Annotated in this window: 13 protein-coding genes; 1 reads left to right on the top strand and 12 read right to left on the bottom strand. The window is 37.3% G+C overall.

The genetic code is table 11. From position 1 onward, the window contains the following. Nucleotides 1-334: 334 nt before the first annotated feature. From DK866_RS10295 to rlmKL, 6 genes are all read right to left on the bottom strand, one after another. Nucleotides 335-748 carry an ASCH domain-containing protein gene (locus DK866_RS10295; RefSeq protein WP_109408822.1) on the bottom strand — a complete coding sequence of 138 codons (414 nt, stop codon included), beginning with the start codon at nucleotides 746-748 and terminating at the stop codon, nucleotides 335-337. A gap of 99 nt (nucleotides 749-847) precedes the next feature. Continuing rightward, nucleotides 848-1,420, bottom strand: a complete 573-nt coding sequence (gene pqiC, locus DK866_RS10290; RefSeq protein WP_109408821.1) for a membrane integrity-associated transporter subunit PqiC — start codon at nucleotides 1,418-1,420, stop codon at nucleotides 848-850. Continuing rightward, complete coding sequence (gene pqiB / locus DK866_RS10285) at nucleotides 1,420-3,072, bottom strand: intermembrane transport protein PqiB (RefSeq protein WP_109408820.1); 1,653 nt, start codon at nucleotides 3,070-3,072, stop codon at nucleotides 1,420-1,422. The genes pqiC and pqiB overlap by 1 nt, the downstream gene beginning before the upstream one ends. Next, nucleotides 3,065-4,354 (bottom strand): membrane integrity-associated transporter subunit PqiA, encoded by a 1,290-nt coding sequence (gene pqiA / locus DK866_RS10280; protein WP_109408819.1) that lies wholly within the window; start codon nucleotides 4,352-4,354, stop codon nucleotides 3,065-3,067. The genes pqiB and pqiA overlap by 8 nt, the downstream gene beginning before the upstream one ends. 89 nt (nucleotides 4,355-4,443) lie before the next feature. Then, complete coding sequence (locus DK866_RS10275; RefSeq protein ID WP_109408818.1) at nucleotides 4,444-6,375, bottom strand: ABC transporter ATP-binding protein; 1,932 nt, start codon at nucleotides 6,373-6,375, stop codon at nucleotides 4,444-4,446. Nucleotides 6,376-6,381: 6 nt separating this feature from the next. Then, entirely contained in the window at nucleotides 6,382-8,496 is a 2,115-nt protein-coding gene (rlmKL, locus tag DK866_RS10270) for a bifunctional 23S rRNA (guanine(2069)-N(7))-methyltransferase RlmK/23S rRNA (guanine(2445)-N(2))-methyltransferase RlmL (protein ID WP_109408817.1), read from the bottom strand. 107 nt (nucleotides 8,497-8,603) lie between these two features. Between rlmKL and DK866_RS10265 the strand changes: the two genes are divergently transcribed. Then, nucleotides 8,604-9,728: a YcbX family protein gene (locus tag DK866_RS10265; protein WP_109408816.1), complete on the top strand. Its 1,125-nt coding sequence runs from the start codon at nucleotides 8,604-8,606 to the stop codon at nucleotides 9,726-9,728. A 202-nt stretch (nucleotides 9,729-9,930) separates the two neighbouring features. On the opposite strand, the gene DK866_RS10260 is transcribed toward DK866_RS10265, so the two are convergent. The 6 genes from DK866_RS10260 to pepN all read right to left on the bottom strand — a co-directional run bounded on the left by DK866_RS10260 (nucleotide 9,931) and on the right by pepN (nucleotide 16,684). Beyond that, on the bottom strand, nucleotides 9,931-10,143 hold the full coding sequence (locus DK866_RS10260; RefSeq protein WP_109408815.1) for a colicin E3-like toxin immunity protein: 213 nt from the start codon (nucleotides 10,141-10,143) through the stop codon (nucleotides 9,931-9,933). Nucleotides 10,144-10,156: 13 nt separating this feature from the next. Further along, complete coding sequence (locus DK866_RS20145; protein ID WP_432206649.1) at nucleotides 10,157-10,516, bottom strand: colicin E3/pyocin S6 family cytotoxin; 360 nt, start codon at nucleotides 10,514-10,516, stop codon at nucleotides 10,157-10,159. A 189-nt stretch (nucleotides 10,517-10,705) separates the two neighbouring features. Beyond that, a complete protein-coding gene (locus tag DK866_RS10250) occupies nucleotides 10,706-11,482 on the bottom strand; it encodes a hypothetical protein (protein ID WP_162556999.1) in 777 nt (258 codons plus the stop codon). A 601-nt stretch (nucleotides 11,483-12,083) separates the two neighbouring features. Then, a complete protein-coding gene (locus DK866_RS10245) occupies nucleotides 12,084-12,635 on the bottom strand; it encodes a cell division protein ZapC (RefSeq protein ID WP_109408812.1) in 552 nt (183 codons plus the stop codon). 218 nt (nucleotides 12,636-12,853) lie between these two features. Next, complete coding sequence (gene pyrD / locus DK866_RS10240) at nucleotides 12,854-13,864, bottom strand: quinone-dependent dihydroorotate dehydrogenase (protein WP_036912193.1); 1,011 nt, start codon at nucleotides 13,862-13,864, stop codon at nucleotides 12,854-12,856. 204 nt (nucleotides 13,865-14,068) lie between these two features. Then, entirely contained in the window at nucleotides 14,069-16,684 is a 2,616-nt protein-coding gene (pepN, locus tag DK866_RS10235) for an aminopeptidase N (RefSeq protein ID WP_109408811.1), read from the bottom strand. Nucleotides 16,685-16,809 lie beyond the last annotated feature (125 nt).

The following is a 16,809-nucleotide window of genomic DNA, read 5'->3' as shown; positions in this document are numbered from 1 at the left end:
TAAATTTAACTTTAGTAACACTTGTTATCATTAACTTTATTTAATTAATATTTGTAGGGTTATTTTAGGATTTAAAATAGCCAGAATAAGCACTTAGTTAAGATATTGATTTAATGTAACTTTTAGTTGCGCAAGATAATAATATTATTTTTTGTCTTAGATAATCAACAAATTAAATAAACAAAAATAATCTTTATTTTTAAAGTAATGTCAATATAAGCCATTATTAACCAATATAATTTTTTGCTCTTTTTTTACTTATTTGTAGAAAAGCTTATTAAAATTACCTTATTGTTATTAAGGAATTAGCTATTTTGGAAGGTAAAATAAGCTATTAATACCTCTTACATACTTCTATTAATTCAAACTCTTCAAATACCAACTCCATATCTTCTGAAAAATGACCTTCACGAGTAAAGAAGGTTTTATGCCCGTCTTGCCAATATGCCAAACTTAAATCCCCTTCCCCCTCTTTTTTGGCCTGTTCTTCTGTGACTTCATTAAAACGGATTAACTGCAAAGAACGCGTGCGAATAACACAAACAGGCTCATTTTGACTATTTAAAATAATGCTATATCCACCAATAGCAGGAATAGCACTGTCACTAAAAAAACCGCTTAATGAGCTACACGTTGCCGTTTTTTTTCCTTCGACCACCAACACTACAAGTTCATCAGCTAACTGAGCATTATCACCAAATGACCAGCTGATTGCAGAGGGATATTTCTTTTTAAGCATTTCTAACATATAGCTTCCTTTTTTATTTTTTTGATAAACAAAACCCAATATTCAACTTAAATAGGATTTAAGAGAATATTGGGTTTGAATAGATGTAGGCTAAGTCAGTTAGTATTGAGCTTGAATTGTTGTCGCAATATCAGAAACAATTTGCTCCCAGCCTTGTCCTAATGTACGGACTAAAGCAGGATAACCATCTTCGGTTTGTGTTAACACAAGAGAGAATGGCTGACTAATCACTTTGCTATTTTCAGTATAAATCCAATCACCAGAAATGATCACTTGCCCATCATAACGACCTTGAAAGTAATTAACTGTAACTGTTAATTTTGCTAAGTTATCTTCAATCGGTTGGTTAGCAACAACGGTTCCTGGCAATGCTTTTGTTAAACCTGAAATTAGGTTCTGTTGTAATTGCTGATCAAGCGGATTTATCCATAAATGCTGATTTGCTACGGTATAGTTAATATCTGTTGTTTGATAAACAATACCAGCATTAACCAGCATATTGGACAAACGGATCGGCTGAACCCAGATTTGAGGCTTTTTCGCTGACTGTGTTGTCGTGACTTGTGCTGATACCCCTGTTTGGTAAATATCAGGTAACTGATAATAGGTTTTCTCAGGTTGGCTTGAACATGCCGTTAGCATCAAAACAAATATCCCAATGATGTATCTCATTATTTTTCAGCCCTCTTTGGTTCTGGATCTTTACCTTCCTTCGCCTCAAAAATTAATGCATTACTTTTATTGTTCAATGTTTTCAATAAAGGCTGCATTTCTCTTAATACCTGATCAAGCTGCTGCATATTATCGATCATTTTTCCGTATGCCGGAGAGCCAGGTTGGAATCCTTGCATACTACGATTGATCTCTTTCAATGACTGTTGAATATCATTAGGAAGATTTCTAAATTCATCACTGCCAATCATGGCATTTAATGCTTTCAGTGTTTCTTTTGCCTCAGTTACTGCTTTTTGGCTTTCAGATAAAGTCGCTGTCATCTCTTTAAGCATCGGTTCAACAGGAAGATTGTTGATCTTATCAAGCGATGTCATCACTTTTTGCTGAATTTGCGCTAAGCCTGAGCTAACAGTAGGAATCTGTTGGAAGCCAGCAACCTCTTGAGGCCCTTCCCATTTTGTCTCATCTGAATAGAAATCAAGATCAATATACAGAGCGCCCGTTAAAAGATTTCCTGATTTTAATGAAGCTCTTAGGCCATTATTAGAAGCTGAAGAGATCTCTTTAACGAAATCAAAACTTTCACCAACATCATTGGCAAAACGTTCTGGTTCAACATGGATAAGCACTGGAATACGAAAATCTTTATCAAGCGATTGTTGCATTCCTTTTGTGTAATAAGGTACTTGCACAACAGTCCCCATTCGAATTCCTCGGAATTCAACCGGTGCTCCAGCTTGTAACCCTCTTACTGAATCAGAGAAAAACATGATGTAACTGCGATAATCGGTATATAACGAGTTTTGAATACTCTTTTCATTATCGTAGAGTTTAAATTCTGTTTTAGGTGCAATTTGTTCACCTGGCAACCAGCCTGCTGGTACATCAAAACTCACGCCACCACTAAAGAGTGTAGAAAGTGACGCCATTTCAACACGCACGCCAGATGAAGACATATCAAAAGCAATTCCTGAATCTTTCCAGAAACGAACATTGGATGTCACCATTTTGTCGTAAGGCGCTTTAATGAAAAGCTGATAATGCATGTCTCGGCTATCAATGTTAAATTCGCTGGTTTCTACAGAGCCAACTTGATAGCCTCTGAATAAAACAGGATCTCCCGCATTTAACTGTCCGGCTCTTTCGCTCACCAAGTTGATGCGAATACCTTTTGCATCAGGTGAAGCAAGAGGAGGTGCATCAAGAAGATTAAACTCACTTTTCTCTTTACCAGTTAAACCTGGTTGTAATTCAATATAGGCACCTGAAAGCAAGGTACCTAAACCTGTCACCCCTTCTTTACCTATTTGTGGCCTTACAACCCAAAAAGCTGTATCTGATCGTAATAGCTCATTCATACCTGTATCTAGGCGCGCATTAATAATAACGCGACTAAAATTGCTATCGAGAGTGACACTTTCAACTAAGCCAATATCAACACTACGACTTTTGATTTTTGTTTTACCCGCTTCAATGCCCTCAGCATTATAAGTAATTAAGGTAACTTCTGGACCTTGATGGCTGAAATGATAATAAAGTATCCATGCACCAATCAATAAGGTGACAATCGGTATAATCCAAACTGGAGACCAGCTTTTTAGTTTGTTAATTTTTGCTTCTGCTAAAGCAGTTTCATTCTTTTCAGTCACCCTTAGGCTCCTTAATCATCGGTTTATCATCATCGGCAGTACATTTATCCCACGTCAACCGAGGATCAAACATCATTGCAGAGAACATCGTTAATACAACAACCACTGCAAATAGCACTACACCAAAATCTGGGTAGATGCTCATCAGACGTCCCATTCTGACTAATGAAGCTAAAACAGCGATAACGAAGACGTCAATCATTGACCAACGCCCCACATATTCAACAACTTCATAGAGAAAATGCATTCTAGCAGGATCTCTTTTACCTTTGGATTTATGTGCATCCCAACAAAGCCAAGCTATTGCTATCATTTTCAAACTTGGCACCATAATACTGGCAATAAATATCACCATCGCAACAGGATAAGAGCCATCTTCCCATAACAAAATCACCCCAGCCATAATAGTAGAGTAAATATTATTACCTAGCGATTCAGTCACCATGATGGGCAATAAATTTGCAGGGATATAAAGAATAAGTGATGTAATCAACAGTGAGGCCGTCCATTGCAAGCTTTTTGGTCTTCTTGCATGTCCTTTAACTTCACAACGACTACATTCATATTGCGTTGCAGGTAAAATCGCGGTGCATGAACGACATAATCTTACCCCTTGTTTTAATCCTGATTTACCTGATTCAATACTAGGGTAATCAGGGCGTGGCTCTAACTTTTCCCATAGTGTATGTCTATCAAGGCACTGAAAAGCGCGGATTTGAAATAAACAATACAAAACATAAGGTAAAAAACTTAACCCTAAACCAATATCACCATAAGCCATTAATTTTACAAAACTGACTAAAATTCCCGCGAGAAAAATTTCAGCCATACACCATGATTTGAGTTGAAATAAAATACGAGATAACCAGATTTGTAATTTTCTAGGTAGTTTAATTGGGGTACACAGTAATAGAATAGCCACCATACAAAAAGCAGGCACAATTTGAACAAAGAGTAAGAAAAAAGCCCCCAATTCAATGTAGTTTTCACTAAACATCACTCTTGGGATCTGCATCAATGTTACGTTATTAGCAATACCAGCAACTTCCATACTGACAAACGTAAATTGACTTGCCATCAGTAACATAAATAATGCACTGATTGCTAATGCAACAGGTTGATAAAAAGGCTGGCGCCAACGTGCCGTTAGCACTGTGTGACAACGAGGGCATGTTGCTTTGGTTCCTTGCATTAATTCAGGAACACTGACCACCAGATCGCACTGAGGACATAATATTTGCTCATGCTTATGTTCATGACGATGTTGTTGACCAGAACACACAGTGACACCTCTTATTTTTTAATGATCAATAAAAGAATATTTAATCCAGAAAGTGAAACGGGGCAAATGCCCCGTTTTCGGCTGGCGATTTATTCACCACTTTGCATCAGTTCTAATTCTTGCCATCTATCAAAAGCGGTTTCAAGCTCTTGTTCTTTATCCGCAAGTGTTTTCAGAACTTTTTCAGTTTCCTCATGAGGACGAGTAAAGAAGTCTGGAGCACTCACTTCTTCTTGTAATGCGCTTAACTGTGTTTCTAAAGTTTCTAGCTTAGCGGGTAGTTGTTCAAGTTCACGCGCTAAATGATAACTTAACTTGTTGCCACTACGAGTGTTCTTTTTAGCGCTATCTTTAGTTTTAGCTTCTTTTTCAGCTTTTTCTGGCGCATTACGTGATTTATTTTGTTCACTTCTCAGTGAAACTGTTTGTGCTCTTTGTTGCTGAGCATCGTAATAGCCACCTACATAACTATTAATAACGCCATCACCTTCAAAGATCCAACATTCCGTGACACTATTATCAACGAATTCACGATCATGGCTAACCAATAAAACTGTGCCTTGATACGCATCCACGAGTTCTTCTAATAACTCCAATGTTTCAACATCAAGATCATTGGTTGGTTCATCGAGAATAAGTAGATTGCTTGGTTTTAAAAACAAACGAGCCAGTAATAAACGATTTCTTTCACCACCAGAAAGTGCCCGAACAGGTGTCATTGCGCGCTTAGGTGGAAATAAAAAGTCTTGTAAATAACCTAATACATGACGAGGACGACCATTAACCATGACTTCTTGCTTGCCTTCAGCAAGGTTATCCATCACAGTTTTATCGGGATCAAGTGTGGCACGATGTTGATCGAAATAAGCCACTTCAAGTTTGGTACCACAATGCACTCGGCCACTATCAGCTTTTAAATCACCTAACATCAGTTTTAATAATGTGGTTTTACCGCAACCATTTGGCCCCACCAGCGCGATTTTATCGCCACGTTGTACTTTGGCAGAGAAATCACGAACTAACTTGCGAGTTCCAATGCTATAATTAACATCTTCTAACTCGAATACGATCTTACCAGAACGAGTTGCTTCTTCGACTTGCATACGTGCACTGCCCAATACTTCACGGCGTTCACTACGTTCAACACGCAATGCTTTTAGAGCTCGTACACGACCTTCGTTACGTGTACGTCGTGCTTTAATTCCTTGTCGTATCCACGCTTCTTCTTGTGCTAATTTGCGATCAAATTCTGCATTTTGTTGCTCTTCAACACGTAATGCTTCTTCTTTGCTTTCAAGATATTTATCGTAATTTCCTGGCCATGAAGAGAGTTTGCCTCGATCAAGATCGATAATACGGGTTGCCATATTTCGAATAAATGAACGGTCATGGGAAATAAATACGATGCTTCCTTGGAAATCTTTTAAGAATTTCTCAAGCCAAAGGATCGTTTCAATATCAAGGTGGTTTGTTGGTTCATCTAAAAATAACACTCTTGGTGCGCTAACTAATGCACGCCCTAATGCAGCTTTTCTTAACCACCCTCCCGATAAAGAAGAAAGCTCAGCCTCACCATCTAAACCCAGTTTCTCTAGCACTTCTGCAATTCGGCTATCAAGTAACCATAAGTTACGGCTATCAAGTACTTCTTGCAACTCTGCCATTTTATTGAGATTTTTATCAGAAGGATCTGTCTCAATCAATTTAGAAATATGATGATAATCTGTTAGATATTTAGCATCTTCTTCAACACCTTCAGCAACAAAATCAAAGATAGTCCCTTCAATATCTCTTGGGGGATCTTGCTGTAAGCGAGCGGTTACAAGATCTTGCTCATAAACAACTTGACCATCATCTAAAGGTTGTTCTTTAGATAACACTCTTAATAGAGTTGATTTTCCTGCACCATTGCGCCCGACTAAACAAACGCGTTCATTTTCTTCAATAAATAAATCGGTGCTATCTAATAGAGGAGCATCACTGAAAGATAAATAAGCCCCTGTCAAACTAATTAACGGCATTGTAAATTATTCCTCACCAGCATGAGTTAACAGCCAGCAATTGTGGATTTGGCGGTTACGCGCAAAGTCTTGTGATAATGTTTTCTGTGTTATCTCTTTTGCGGATAATCCTATTTTAGCTAACTCTTCATGTTCCATTTTGAACCCACGTTTGTTATTTGAGAACATGATCGTGCCACTTTTTCTCAACAAACGTTTTAGATGTTTCATCAATTCAATATGATCGCGCTGAACATCAAAGGTATTTTCCATACGCTTTGAGTTAGAAAACGTAGGTGGATCGATAAAAATCACATCAAATTGTTCATTGCTTTGCATTAACCATTGTAAACAATCAGCCTGCATTAAACGATGTTGTCTACCTGATAGGCCATTTGCTTGGAAGTTTTTCTCAGCCCATTCAAGGTAGGTACGTGACATATCAACTGTCGTCGTGCTTTTTGCACCACCAATCCCAGCGTGTACAGATGCAGTACCGGTATAAGCAAAGAGGTTTAAGAAATCTTTTCCTTTACTCATTTCACCCAGCATTTTTCGTGCAATACGGTGATCTAAAAACAGTCCTGTATCGAGGTAATCCGTAAGATTTACCCAAAATTTTGCACCAAACTCATTAACTAAAAAGAAATCACCCTTCTCTGCCATTTTTTCATACTGTAATTTACCTTTTTGGCGTTGACGGGTTTTTAAAATCAGTTGATCAGAACGTAATGCTAATACTTCCATCGTAGCGCTAATAACATCAAACAAACGTTGGCGTGCTTTATGTTCATTAACTGTTTTAGGTGGTGCATATTCTTGAATAACCACTTTTTCGCCATAACGGTCTACAGCAACATTATATTCAGGTAAATCAGCATCGTATAAGCGATAGCATTCAATTTGCTGTTGTTTTGCCCATTTCGCGAGTTTTTTCTCATTTTTACGCAAACGGTTTGCAAAATCTTCAGCAAGCCCAGTATTAATCGTTGATGGAGTATCAGAAAGTAAATAGTTTTTCTGTACACAATCAAGAGGGCCATTTTTTGCTTTGAACTCACGTTCTGCACGTAATTGAATACAACTCAATAATTCAGGTGACGCACTAAATAGCGATAATCGCCAACCCGGGAAGTGTGCTTTTATAGCTCTTCCTAATTGACTATGCAGTGCAATTAGTGCTGGCTCACTTTCTAAACGTTCACCATAAGGCGGGTTACTAATAATTGTTCCTTTTACTTCCGCTGACACAGGATTAGTCAGTTTTGCTGCATCACCATGAGCAAAGGTAATTAAATCAGCAACATCAGCTCTACGCGCATTAGCTCTAGCCATATCCAACACGCGTTTATCAACATCAAAACCATAAAAACGGGCGGTTGTATTCTTTTTGCCTTCACGAAAACGCGCAAAAGCCTCATGAGTAACTTCTTTCCACAATGTTTCATCATGGCCTAACCAATGACGAAAACCCCAATGCACTCGGTTTAATGCTGGAGCACAGTCTGTCGCCATCATGGCAGCTTCGATTAGTAATGTTCCTGAGCCACACATTGGGTCAATTAATGGTGTATCGGTTTTCCAACCAGAACGCATAATAATCGCAGCCGCTAAATTTTCTTTTAAAGGTGCTTGCCCAGTTAAATCACGATAACCACGTTGATGTAAGCCATCACCACTTAAGTCTAAAGAGAGTGATGCTTTTTCTTTATGAAGATGAATAGTTAAGCGAATATCAGGAGATTGCTTAGCCACATCAGGACGTTGCCCTATTTTGCGTTGAAATGAGTCAACGATGGCATCTTTTGCTTTTAATGCACCATATTGGCTATTACGAATAATGTCATTAGTACCATTAAAATGGATAGCAAAGGTCTGATTAACAGTAAAAATTTCACTCCAATCAATTGCCTGCACACCAAGATATAAGTCTAGATCGCTATAAACATTGAATTCATTTAACGGCAACATAATACGTGACGCTAAACGACTCCAAAGTAAAGACTGATACATGGTTTTATCATCAGCACGAAAATAAACACCGCCTTGTGTTATCTGGCAAGCCTGAGCACCAAGGTGTTCAAGTTCAGATTTTAATAGTTCTTCCAGACCTCGGCCTGTGCTGGCAAACAGAGAGCGCATAGTATTGTTACCACCTAAAATAAAATTGTTGGGCATTATAGCTAATTGTATTACGTTGTCATAAAGTTACTGGCTATAAAAAATAATAATGTCTTTTGGGAGCTCCGATGATCAACGTTTCACGCCTTTATATACACCCAGTTAAATCAATGAAGGGAATTCGACTTTCTCATGCATTTGCTCGTGAGAGCGGATTCACGTTTGATCGTGATTTTATGATAACCACCCCAGAAGGGACGTTTATCACGGCACGAAAATTTCCCGTTTTGCTGTGTTTTATTCCCACTGTCATGGCAAATGGTATTTATATTCAAGCACCTGATGGTGAGGGTATTGCTATCACCTATCAAGATTTTGAGACCACATTGCAACCGACAGAAGTTTGGGGCAACCATTTTACCGCGTATGTGGCTCCAGATGAAATAAATCAGTGGTTCAGTCGTTATTTAAAAATGGATGTTCAACTTCGTTGGACTGGCGAAAAATCGACACGTCGAGTGAAAAAAAATCCAGAAACCGCTGTTTCTTTCGCTGATGGTTACCCTTACTTATTAATTAATGAAGCCTCATTTCAATACTTACAACAACGCTGCCCTGCTTCAATTAATATTGAGCAATTTCGAGGTAATATCCTCATAACAGGTGCAAAGCCTTTTGAAGAAGATACTTGGCAGACTATTCGTGTTGGCTCTGTTGTGATGGATCTGATGAAACCTTGTAGCCGTTGCATCATGACCACAATTAGTATTGATAAAGGCGTTAAACATCCTAACACAGAACCACTTGCAACACTGCAAACATTCCGTAGTGATGAAACAGGTGATGTCGATTTTGGTCAAAATGTCATCATTCGCCAAACTGGTATTATTCGAGTAGGAGATACTGTTGAAGTATTAGCTTATAAAGAAGCAAAACAGTATCTTGTAACAACACCTATTGAAACACCATCAGCGCCCGTCATTGGAAACTCACAAGAACAGACTGTCAGCATTGAATTTAACGGCGAGGTTTTTGAAGGTAATAACCAAGAAGTCCTGTTAGAACAGCTTGAAAACAATGGTTATACCATTCCTTATAGTTGCCGAGCTGGCCTTTGTGGCTCTTGCGTTATCCAATTGGATGAAGGCGATGTTAATGCATTAAAAGCTGGCGCAATTAAACGTTCAGGTAAAATTTTAGCCTGTAGCTGTATTCCTAACGGTAATGTGAAACTTTCGCTTAATAGAAAATAAAAATCAAATTGATATGAACAAATAAATTAAATAAAAAACTAAATATAAACACAGTTATGTATGATATATATCGTTATCGGTAAACATTAAATTGATTAATTATACCTCACTCATATATAACTGAGTTTATTGAATTCTTAGGGCAAGTAAGCTTCCCCAATATTCATTGCATTGTCAGTCGTTATGGTTTGCCAGAAAAGCATTACCTTATTAAGTATAAAGTAACATGCTTTTGAATAGCTTTGACCCAACCTTCGTGTAAATCAAAAACGCCATTATTAATTATATTTTCGTCTTTCGGGTCAATTGTTTCATCAATCAGGAAGTCATCATCACCAAAATCTTTTGAGTATTCCTCTCCTATCATTTCTTCTGTTTTTTTATCAAACCACTGAGTATGTAATTTCAATCCCATAATCTCATCTTCCTTATAGATATTTTTTGATATTACGTCTAGGGTCAGCGGGTTTTAACTGGTTACCTGTTTTTGGGTCAAAGACCCCAATATGCTGGCCATCACTGGCGCGATATCCTTCCAGCTCACCGTACTGTGAATCCCATTCATAAATTCTTCGCCCTTTATCCCCTTTCCAGCGATTGCGTTTACCTGCTCTTCCTTGTTTAGGTGTTTTACCTTGGACAGGTTTAAGAATACCCAATCCTTTAATATCTTCAGTTCTTGGTGCTGGATGATAACTATGACCACGTTCTTTTACTCCCTGACGAGGTTTATCCTTTTTCCCCGTTGATAAATAAATTGGTTTTATCCCTAATTCCCATGGAAACACCAAAATTATAGGCTCTTTCAGCGTGGACTGCTTTTTCTCACTTTCAGTAAAGAATGTTGGTTGCTGTAAAGGTAAGTTATTAAATCTAGGTATATCGAATACCTTACCTGATAGATATTTATGCCTTTCAGGTTGAGGTAAAGCCGTACCCGTTAATATCGCTACACTACCAATCTGAACTATTCTTTCTTATTTCTCATTTGGTAAAGTATAAGCAAAAATACCTTTTTCAACTGTTTTTCTCGCTTCAACTACACGAGTTTTAACAGGTGCATCCGTTCTCACTAATTCAATTTGCTTCGTCCCATTAACTACCTGTTCGATTACAGTAGCTGAGGTATTAATTATCCCTTTTTGCTTTGCAATATCTCTCAACTGTGCTTCTTTAGGGATGTTTAATTTCAGCCCTGCCACAGTAAGTGCGGTTTCTTGGTTTTTAGGATACTCTTGGTAAATAACGGCAGGATATCTATAACTCCCAACCCCAACAGGAGGAGAATACAGCATAAGGCCAGCACCTAAACCTAATGCACGCCCTAAAATAGCCCCTAAAGTTTCTGTCACGGACGTTGCACTTGTCGTTGTTATTGCAGGAGTGAATATAGCGACTGGAGCTAATGTGGCTTTATTGATACTCTTTCCTGGTATTAACGTAGACTGTGCAGATATTATTGCTGTATTTAACTCAGCAGGAATACTGATTTGCTGCTTAGATGTCGATGTAAATATTTGAACAATAGAATCATATGTTTCAACTGCTTTCTTTAGACTACCACTCATCAGCCCTGCATACGGTAAATAACGCTGAGAATAAATTTTTATTGCTTTGGGTATATCACCTTCCCTGAAAGCATCCATCATCTCTTTGCAATGCTTATCCTTTGTTAAAAATGGACAGTCCATTTTTGCGCATACAGGGCAAATGTTACGTCTCATTACTTCGATCGGTTTGACTCGTTCACTCATATAAATTCCTTTTATATTCAATCATGCAATGACAATAGTGTTCGAATATGAGCAACACACTATTATTTGACCATTCTGTTTTTTGATACGAGATTTATAAACCGCTTTATTCATAGTTCACATTCAACATTAGGCACGACATAAGAAAATTTCTCTTATTCAAAGTGTCATATTAATAACCACACAAATTCTTGACCAATCATGTCCCCTTTCCATGAAAGAGTATTTTTAATAAAAAAGGGTTATCTTGGCTCAGCCATAATGCTCAGGTAAAATCTTAGCCTGTAGCTGTGTTCCTAACGGTAATGTGAAACTTTCACTTAATAAAAAATAACACTTATCTTTATCACAAATTAAAAGAAGGTAATTTGTCCTTATCTTCTTTTTTATTTTAAATAAAATAGTTTATTTAATAAGAATTATCTTATTAAGACCTAAGTAATGAATATTGATAAACTCATTTTATTTGTTTCTAGAAATGTATTGTAAGAAAAAATAATAGAGATTTGATTTTAGGAAGTGTTGTTTAAGGTGAATTTGTTTTTGGAATGTTAAATTAATGAGTAATAATAAAAAGAGTAAGTCCTTTTTACTCTTTTTGTTAAATAACTTTTTCGTACAAAAATGATCCTGACTCCGACTCTTTATGGTAATTGCTTAACCTGTCATTCATAATTTTTATTGGGTCACAAAAATTAAGTGTTCTATCGAATAACGTTAATTGCGGTTGCGCTAATAAACATAAACAAGCTTGAGTACCCACTTCTGCCACTAAAAAAAGGGCTGTTTCATTACCTTCTTTTAATGAAGCCTCTACCACTTGTGATAAATAAGGGTTAGTTGGATTATTGTTAACTTCAAAATACCAACTCTTAGGCATCAGTGGCTTTAAAAAGCGATGGGCTATTAATGCATTTAAAGCTAATTCAGCTCTTGATTCTGATGGCATATCAATTTGGCGGATCTGCTCATCGTATCCATAATAAAGAGCCGCATCATCGACGGTAAAAGATGCTGATTGGCAAGCACTCTCACTTAACATTTTACTTGGAAAGCGAGAACGAAAAACCATGCCATTGGCTAAATCAAGCATTAATCTTTGTTGCTCAACATCAAAATACCAACGCCAGCGATCATCGGGTTTTATTATCACTAATTAATCCCCCTTCGATTCATTACCTGTTTTATACTCTGACAAATAATCAAAATTAAATGACATAAATAAAATATTTAATATCACCTAACAAAAACAGGATTCATTTTACTATTAATTAAGCACAATCAGTGCAATTTAATAAAAAATAACCAACTAGGGGCAATATAAACGAGTTAAGGGCAGAAGAAAAGCCCTTAACTCATTATAAAATGTATTTAGATATGATTAATTATAGATTTGATAAGTGCAGGACCTTGATAAATGAATCCTGAATAGACTTGAATGAGAGAAGCACCAGCATCCATTTTCTCTCTTGCTGCAGTTAATGAATCAATTCCACCTACACCAATAATAGGTAATGCGCCTTTTAATTCTTCATTTAATTGGCGAATTATTTGTGTGCTTTTTGATTGTACCGGACGACCACTTAATCCCCCAGCTTCATTACAGTGATCTAATCCACTGACTAATGACTTATCTAATGTGGTATTTGTCGCAATAACACCATCAATATGATGACGCACTAAGCTATCTGCAACTTGAATTAATTCTTCATGTGTTAAATCAGGTGCAATTTTAACAGCAACAGGAACATATTTTTGATATTTTCCTTGCAACTCTAATTGTTTATTTTTAATTGCAGATAACAAATCGTCTAATGCTTCACCATATTGCAGTGTACGCAAGCCCGGAGTATTTGGTGATGAAATATTGATCGCGATATAACCAGCATGCGCATAAACTTTTTCCATACAAATCAGATAATCGTCTTTGCCTTGCTCTACAGGAGTATCTTTATTTTTACCAATATTAATACCTAGCACACCACCATAACGAGATTGTTTTACATTTTCAATAAGGTTATCAACACCGAGATTATTAAATCCCATACGGTTAATTAACCCTTCAGCTTCCACTAAACGAAATAAACGCGGTTTATCATTTCCAACTTGAGGGCGTGGCGTCACAGTGCCGACTTCAATAAAACCAAATCCCATAGCACCAAGTGCATCTATACAATCACCGTTCTTATCAAGACCAGCAGCAAGACCAAGTGGATTTTTAAATGAGAGTCCCATACAGGAAACAGGTTTTGAAGGAAGTGATTGCTGAATAAGAAATTGAAATGGGGAATGAGATAAACGTTTTAACTGACGGAAGGTAAAATCATGGGCACGTTCAGGATCTAGCCGAAACAATGCCTTCCTTACTAAGGAATAATACATACGATCTCCATTGAGAATATCGGGTATTAGGAATGATATGTCTACGACAATTTAAGCGTCGTGCATCATATAGATAAAAGCACGAAAAGTAAACGCTTCAATTTCACAATTAGCCATAAAAAATCCCCAGACTATGCTGGGGATCTGATTATCATGCTAATTTTTCGCTACTTATTCACTCATAAAGTGATATTAAGCGCGAGATTAATCAGCTAACGCTTTGGTAATTTTCTCATAAAGATCACCTGATAGATTCTCAAGTGCTTTCAGTTTTAATAACTCTGCACGCATTTTTTCTTGGCGTGTTGCGTCATAACGTTTTAAACGAATAAACGGTTCAATAAGGCGTGAAGCAACTTGTGGATTACGACTATTTAAGTCAGTCAGAATTTCTGTCAATAATAAGTAACCAGAACCATCTTCAGCATGAAAAGCCACTGGATTATTATTCACAAATGCACCGATTAACGCACGAGTACGGTTAGGATTTGCTAGTGTAAATGAGCGATGAGATAACAGACTACGTACTGTCTGTAACACATCTTTTGCTGGGCTCATGGCTTGTAAGCTAAACCATTTGTCCATCACTAAACCATCTTGATGCCATTTATCATCGAACTCTTGTAATAACGCATCTTTGCAAGGTAACTGCGCCATTACAGCAGCATTAAGTGCGGCAAGAGCATCAGTCATGTTATCGCTGTTGTGATATTGTGCATCGACAAGTTGATTACCTGTTTGCTCATTTTCAACCGCTAAATAACCTAAGCAAACATTACGTAAATCACGCTTTGCAATATCATCATGATTAACACGATAAGCACCAATATGCATAGAATGGTAAACAGCAGAGAATTCATCTGCCATTTCAGTTGCCAGTGTTTTACGAATAAAGCCAAGTGCTTCATGAATAGCTATTGGATCAATAATACTAAATGATTCACCTGCTTCGACATCTGTTGGTAATGTCAGAATAAGTGCAGCTAATGCAGGATCGATATCTTTATCAAGCAATACTGCGCGGAAAGCATCAATCACCATTTCAGGAAGAATGCAGTTTTCACCTTTTTGAACTCGAGTAACATTTTCTTTTATATAGCGGCCCAACAATGATTGCGCTGCATCCCAACGTGAAAATGCATTACGAGCATATTTCATTAAAAAGGACAATTGCTCATCCGTAAATGGATAATCAAGTTTTACAGGCGCAGAAAACTCACGTAATAAAGATGGGATTGGCTGTTCTGGAACGTCATCAAATACAAATTGTTGTTCTTCACGGACGATATTCAATACATTAGAAATCGCCTGACCTTGTGAACGCAGAGGGATCACATTGCCTTTATGATCATACAATTCAATATCTAATGGAATGTGTAGCACTTGTTTTTCAGCTTGATCAGCTGTTGGTGGTGTCATTTGACTAACAGTTAAGGTGTATTGCTTTTTATTCACATCATAGCTGTCACGCACTGTCAGTTGTGGTGTACCTGATTGGCTATACCAACGACGGAATAAAGTGAGATCCACATTAGAAGCATCTTCCATCGCTTGAATAAAATCGTCACAGGTAGCAGCACTACCGTCGTGACGATGAATATACATTTGAATGCCCGCTTGGAATTGCACTTCACCTAATAAAGTGTGGATCATTCTGATCACTTCTGAACCTTTTTCATATACTGTTAAAGTATAGAAGTTATTCATTTCGATCACACTATCAGGACGAATTGGATGTGCCATAGGGCTTGCATCTTCTGCAAACTGTGCGGTACGCATCACTCGTACATTATTGATCCGATTAACAGAACGAGAGCCTAAATCTGAACTGAATTCTTGATCACGGAAAACCGTTAAACCTTCTTTTAGGCTTAACTGGAACCAATCACGACAAGTAATTCGGTTGCCTGTCCAGTTATGGAAATATTCATGACCAATAACAGACTCAATACCTAAGTAATCTTTGTCAGTTGCCGTTTCACTTTTTGCTAGCACATATTTAGAGTTAAAGACATTCAGTCCTTTATTCTCCATCGCACCCATATTAAAGAAATCAACAGCGACTATCATATAGATATCGAGATCGTATTCTAAATTAAAGCGAGATTGATCCCATGCCATCGCATTTTTCAATGATGTCATTGCCCAATCTGCACGATCTAAATTGCCTTTATCAACAAAAAGCTCTAAAGCAACTTCACGACCGCTTTTGGTGGTAAAAGTATCTCGTAATACATCAAAATCACCCGCAACAACTGCAAATAAATAACTTGGTTTTGGATGTGGATCTTCCCATGTTACCCAATGACGTCCATCTTCAAGTTCACCTTGTGCGATACGGTTACCATTAGATAATAAATAAGGATACTGTTTTTTATCTGCAGTAATTGTTGTGGTGTAACGAGCTAACACATCAGGTCTATCTAAATAATAAGTAATATGACGGAAACCTTCAGCTTCGCATTGTGTACACAATGCGTCACCTGACACATACAGCCCTTCTAATGCTGTATTGGCTGATGGATTAATTTCGTTGACAATTTTTAATGTAAATTGCTCTGGTAATTGTTCAATGATGAGTTTGCCGTTTTCTTCTTTATAGTGTGTCCAAGCAACATCATTAACTGAAATTGATTTTAATGTTAAATCTTCACCATCTAATACTAATGCTGTCGCATTTGAGTTTAGACGTTTACATTGGCTGATCGCTGTAACCTGAGTGTTTTCTTTATCTAAGATAAAATCAAGATGTAAATCGGTGATTGTGTAGTCAGGGGCTAGATAATCTTTGCGAAATTTCGCGATTCTTTGTTGTGTCATAGAAAAAAACCTTTTAGTTAACACGACTATTTAACGGTTATATTGCCAAAGCTTACTCGTCAAAAATCTGTTTAGCCAGTCGAATATTCAATTGAAAACATTAAAAGTCAAAAGAATGTTAATGG

It is taken from the genome of Proteus genomosp. 4 str. ATCC 51469, from assembly GCF_003144375.1.
Taxonomy (GTDB): domain Bacteria; phylum Pseudomonadota; class Gammaproteobacteria; order Enterobacterales; family Enterobacteriaceae; genus Proteus.
Note: the sequence above shows the minus strand (reverse complement) of the source record. Positions and strands in the feature narration are given on the sequence as shown.

What these genes read in the sequence shown, in the direction of transcription:
- DK866_RS10295 (WP_109408822.1), bottom strand. Translation starts at nt 748, where the DNA reads ATGTTAGAAATGCTTAAAAAGAAATATCCCTCTGCAATCAGCTGGTCA.
- pqiC (WP_109408821.1), bottom strand. Translation starts at nt 1,420, where the DNA reads ATGAGATACATCATTGGGATATTTGTTTTGATGCTAACGGCATGTTCA.
- DK866_RS10275 (WP_109408818.1), bottom strand. Translation starts at nt 6,375, where the DNA reads ATGCCGTTAATTAGTTTGACAGGGGCTTATTTATCTTTCAGTGATGCT.
- rlmKL (WP_109408817.1), bottom strand. Translation starts at nt 8,496, where the DNA reads ATGCGCTCTCTGTTTGCCAGCACAGGCCGAGGTCTGGAAGAACTATTA.
- DK866_RS10265 (WP_109408816.1), top strand. Translation starts at nt 8,604, where the DNA reads ATGATCAACGTTTCACGCCTTTATATACACCCAGTTAAATCAATGAAG.
- DK866_RS10260 (WP_109408815.1), bottom strand. Translation starts at nt 10,143, where the DNA reads ATGGGATTGAAATTACATACTCAGTGGTTTGATAAAAAAACAGAAGAA.
- DK866_RS10250 (WP_162556999.1), bottom strand. Translation starts at nt 11,482, where the DNA reads ATGAGTGAACGAGTCAAACCGATCGAAGTAATGAGACGTAACATTTGC.
- pyrD (WP_036912193.1), bottom strand. Translation starts at nt 13,864, where the DNA reads ATGTATTATTCCTTAGTAAGGAAGGCATTGTTTCGGCTAGATCCTGAA.
- pepN (WP_109408811.1), bottom strand. Translation starts at nt 16,684, where the DNA reads ATGACACAACAAAGAATCGCGAAATTTCGCAAAGATTATCTAGCCCCT.